Annotated in this window: 1 protein-coding gene; it reads right to left on the bottom strand. The window is 65.0% G+C overall.

Going from position 1 to position 234, the window contains the following annotated elements:
- Window positions 1-234 (bottom strand): tripartite tricarboxylate transporter substrate-binding protein (locus V5P19_RS24570; protein ID WP_334408120.1); only part of this gene is annotated, 234 nt, incomplete at both ends.

Below are 234 nucleotides of genomic sequence, written 5' to 3' on the forward strand. Positions count from 1 at the left end.
GTGGTGCCCGGGCCGGGCGAGGCCATGGTCAGCTTGCCCGGTTCGCGCTTGGCGAGATCGATGAATTCCTTGAAGGTCGTGGCCTGCACCGACGGATGGACCTCGAGCACGAGCGGCGTCAGCGAGATCGTCGAGATCGGCAGGAAGTCCTTCTTCCAGCTGTAGGCCTCGCGCTTGTTGATCTCGGTGGCGAACAGCACCGGACCGTTGGCGCCGACGAACAGCGTGTAGCCG

The organism is Enterobacter sp. UNJFSC 003 (assembly GCF_036903355.1).
Taxonomy (GTDB): Bacteria; Pseudomonadota; Gammaproteobacteria; order Enterobacterales; family Enterobacteriaceae; genus Enterobacter.